The organism is Luteolibacter sp. (genome assembly GCF_058122085.1).
The window spans coordinates 1-3,650 of record NZ_JBIKBQ010000185.1 but is presented as its reverse complement, the minus strand read 5'-3'; the positions used below and the strand labels follow the sequence as shown (position 1 = coordinate 3,650).

General features: G+C 62.8%; 2 protein-coding genes and 1 pseudogene. 2 read left to right on the top strand and 1 reads right to left on the bottom strand.

Annotated features, from left to right (window positions below):
- Positions 1-136: 136 nt before the first annotated feature.
- The gene (locus AC4DF4_RS18155) at positions 137-2,044 is read left to right on the top strand and encodes a DUF1549 domain-containing protein (protein WP_490049511.1); all 1,908 of its coding nucleotides are present in this window, start codon (positions 137-139) and stop codon (positions 2,042-2,044) included.
- A 6-nt stretch (positions 2,045-2,050) separates the two neighbouring features.
- A complete protein-coding gene (locus tag AC4DF4_RS18150; protein ID WP_490049510.1) occupies positions 2,051-3,349 on the top strand; it encodes a DUF1501 domain-containing protein in 1,299 nt (432 codons plus the stop codon).
- A 4-nt stretch (positions 3,350-3,353) separates the two neighbouring features.
- Here AC4DF4_RS18150 and AC4DF4_RS18145 read toward each other — a convergent pair.
- Positions 3,354-3,650, bottom strand: a pseudogene (locus AC4DF4_RS18145) (cryptochrome/photolyase family protein); the annotation flags it as partial.

The following is a 3,650-nucleotide window of genomic DNA, read 5'->3' as shown; positions in this document are numbered from 1 at the left end:
CAGAAGCCAGGTTGGTCGGCCTCTACTCCGCCGCGCGTTGAAGGTTCCCCGGCGGGAAGAACGGGGCATTTCCGGAGCTGAAACGGCCATTTGACTTCGGCACCCGAACGCCTATTTTCACTGTCGCCCCAAACCCATGAATCATAAGATCACGCTCACCCTTTTGGCGGCGCTTGTCCCGGTCGCGGGATCATTCGCCCAGACCCCGAAGCCGCGGGAAGATCTCCAATTCCTTAAAAAGGCGGCTCTGCAAATCGACCAGCACATCGCCACGTTTTATCGCCGCAAAAACCTGGATGTTCCCAAGGTCACCGACGACGCGACCTTCCTGAGGCGCGCGTTTCTCGTTTCCGTGGGACGCATCCCGACGGCCGAGGAAGCCCTCGCGTTTTTGGAAATCGAGGACCCCGCCAAGCGGGAATCGCTGGTGGACTATCTGCTGAAATCCAAGGGCTACTCCAGCCACATGTCGAACTGGGCCTTCGACCTGCTGCGGCTCACCGACGGCCGCACCGGTTCCTCCGCCAGCAACGAACCCTACCGCCACTGGGTCCGCTCCGCCATGAGCGACAACATGCCGTGGAATGAATTCACCCGTCGTCTCGTCGCCTCATCGGGCGACGGCTGGGACCCGCAAACCGCCGCCGTCGGTTACTACACCCGGGACCGCGGCATGCCGCTCGACAATCTATCCAACACGATGCGCGTCTTTCTCGGGACCCGCATGGAGTGCGCCCAGTGCCACGACGACCCCTACGGCACCACGGAGCGGTACGATTTCTATCAACTCGCCGCCTTCACCCACGGCCAGACCACCGTCGGCCAGACCAACATGGAATCCCTCTGGCAGGAACTCCGGGACGGTGACAGGTCCCAAAGTGAGGAATACCGCGTGGCGCAGGTGCTGTGGGACCGCGTTTACGGAATGTCCCTGGGCGGTGGCGGCGTGGGCCAAATCCCGCTGCCGGCGGACTATCAGTATCGCGACGCCACGCCCGGCGAAGTGGTCGGCGCGCGGACTCCCTTCGGCCAGACGGTCCGCATGTCTGAAAAGCGCGTGGAGTCCGATGGCCGGAAAAAACTCGCAACATGGATCGTCGCGAAGTCCGCGGACCAGTTCCCCGCGGTCATCGCCAACCGGATGTGGAAACGCGTCATGGGCAAAGGCGTCTACGAGCCGGTGGATGAATTCATTCCCGCCGACAAGACCACCTATCCCGGCCTCGTGAGCTATCTGGGCACGCTCATGGTGGAGCTGGATTACGACCTCCGCGCCTTCCAGCACGTCCTGCTCCTCACCCGCACCTTTCAGTTCGGGGCCAATCCGAATCCCTCGTCCATCGAGGGCGGCGACGATTTCCACGGCCGGAAAATCGAACGCCTGTCCGCCGAACAAATCTGGGACTCGCTCGTCACCCTGGCCGCCGGCGATCCCGACAAACAACCCGCCCGCTCCTTGGAAACCCGCATCTTCGTGGGAGGCAAACCCGTGCTCGTCGGGAAGAAGGACATGACCCAGCTCTCGAAGGAAGTCCTCGCCCTCAAGTCGGAAAAGGAACTCCGCTCATACTTCTCCAAGTTCCTCAAAGAAGTGCAAAGCGCTTCAGCCGACTCTGAAAGCCCCGGCTCGATGATGGCGATGACCGCCAACCGCTCTTATAACAAGGACGCGAAAGTCCGCGCCTCCGAGCTCCCGTCACCCGCCCCGCGCGATCACTTCCTCTATCTGTTCGGCGCTTCCGACCGCGAGGTCGTGGACGCCTTCAGCCGCGAGCCGAACGTCGGCCAAGTGCTCTCGCTGATGAACGGCTTCGTCCAGCGCGAATTGGTGAACAAGCCCGCCGCCCATCTCTACAAATCGCTCGAAGGCGCCACCACCGACAAGGAGAAGATCCGCCGCCTTTACATCGCCGTCCTCAACCGCCCGCCATCCGGCGAGGAAATGTCGTGGATGCTCGACGAGGTCAAAAAGCAAGGCGACGCCGGCTACCGCAACATCGTCTCCGCCCTCGTGATGTCCTCCGAGTTCCTCTTCCTTCAATAAATCCGCATGAACCCGTTTCCCAAAGCCGACGAGCTGACCCGCCGCCAGTTCGTCTCGAACGCCGCCCGCGCCTATCTCGGCGTCCATCTCTTCCCCATGTTAGGCGGCACGCTCGCCAGCGCCGCACCGGCGAAAGCCGCCAAGGGCGGCACCGCGAAAAGCGTCATCTATCTCTACATGTCCGGCGGCATGAGCCACCTCGACACCTTCGACCCCAAGCCGAAGAACAAGGCGGTCATGGGAAAAACCGAAGCCATCCCCACCAAGGTGGACGGCGTCATGCTCGGCAACCACCTCCCCAAAACCGCGGAAGTCATCGACAAGGTCTGCGTCATCAACTCGATGAATTCCACCCAGGGCGCGCACGAGCAGGGCGCCTACACCATGCACACCAGCTACGCCCTGCGCGGCACCATCGCCCATCCTTCGTTAGGCGCATGGGTGGTGAAACAGGGCGGCCGGATTCACCCCGAGCTTCCCGGCTTCGTCGCCATCGACAGCTCTCCCGAGCACGTCGGCGGCGGCTTTTTCGGCGCGAAATACTCCGCCGCCCTCATCGGCAGCCCGGATGAAGGCCTCCAGGACTCCAAGCGCGCCGATGCCGTGAGCCCCGAGGATTTCGACCGCCGCCTCTCGCTCGCCGACCGCATGAACAGCCAGTTTCACAACCGCTATCCGAATGCGGATGTCAAAGCCTACGAGGAACTCTATCGGGAAGCCATCGCCCTCATGAAATCCAAGGACCTCAGCGCCTTCGATCTCTCCCAGGAATCCGCCGCCACCCGCGGCCTCTACGGCAGCGGCCGCTTCGCCCAAGGCTGCCTGCTCGCCCGCCGCTTGGTGGAGAGCGGCGTGCGCTTCGTCGAGGTGCAGCTCGGCGGCTGGGACACCCACGTGGACAACTTCACCGCCGTCGCCGGCCGCTGCAAGGAGTTCGACCAAGCCTACGCCGCCCTCATCACCGATCTCGCGAAGTCCGGCAAACTCAAGGACACGCTCGTCGTCGTCGCCACCGAGTTCGGCCGCACGCCGGAAATCAAAGCCGAGCACAAGGACGGCCGCGACCACCACCCGCAAGCCTTCTCCTGCCTGCTCGCCGGCGGCGGCATCAAGGGCGGCGTGAAACACGGCCTAACCGACTCCTCCGGCGGAAAGGTCAAGGACGGCCTCGTCAGCGTCCAGGATTTCAACGCCACCATCGCCCACGCGCTCCGCCTGCCTTGCGACACCATTGTCATGTCGCCCACCAAGCGCCCCTTCAAGATCGCCGACAAGGGAGTCCCCGTCGCCGCCCTCTTCGGTTGATGAATCACCCTTCTGCCAGAAACCTGTCCGCCGCGCTCCGGTGGGCCTCCTGTTTCTCCGGAGTCATTTTCTCCCAGCTCCTCGCCATCATGGAAAGCCGTGGATTCTTGAGGAAAAACGGTGAGTGGTCGCCGATGAAGGTCCAGAAGAGGCCGTCCCAAACCTGGCACCACGGGCCTTTCGGCTCGTCGGACATTTTCAAAATGTAGTTGGAGCCGGAGAGGTAGGGTTTGGTGGTGAAGGTGCCGCCGTCGGCAAACTGGGACATGCCATAGACGTTAGGGACCATCACCCAGTCGTA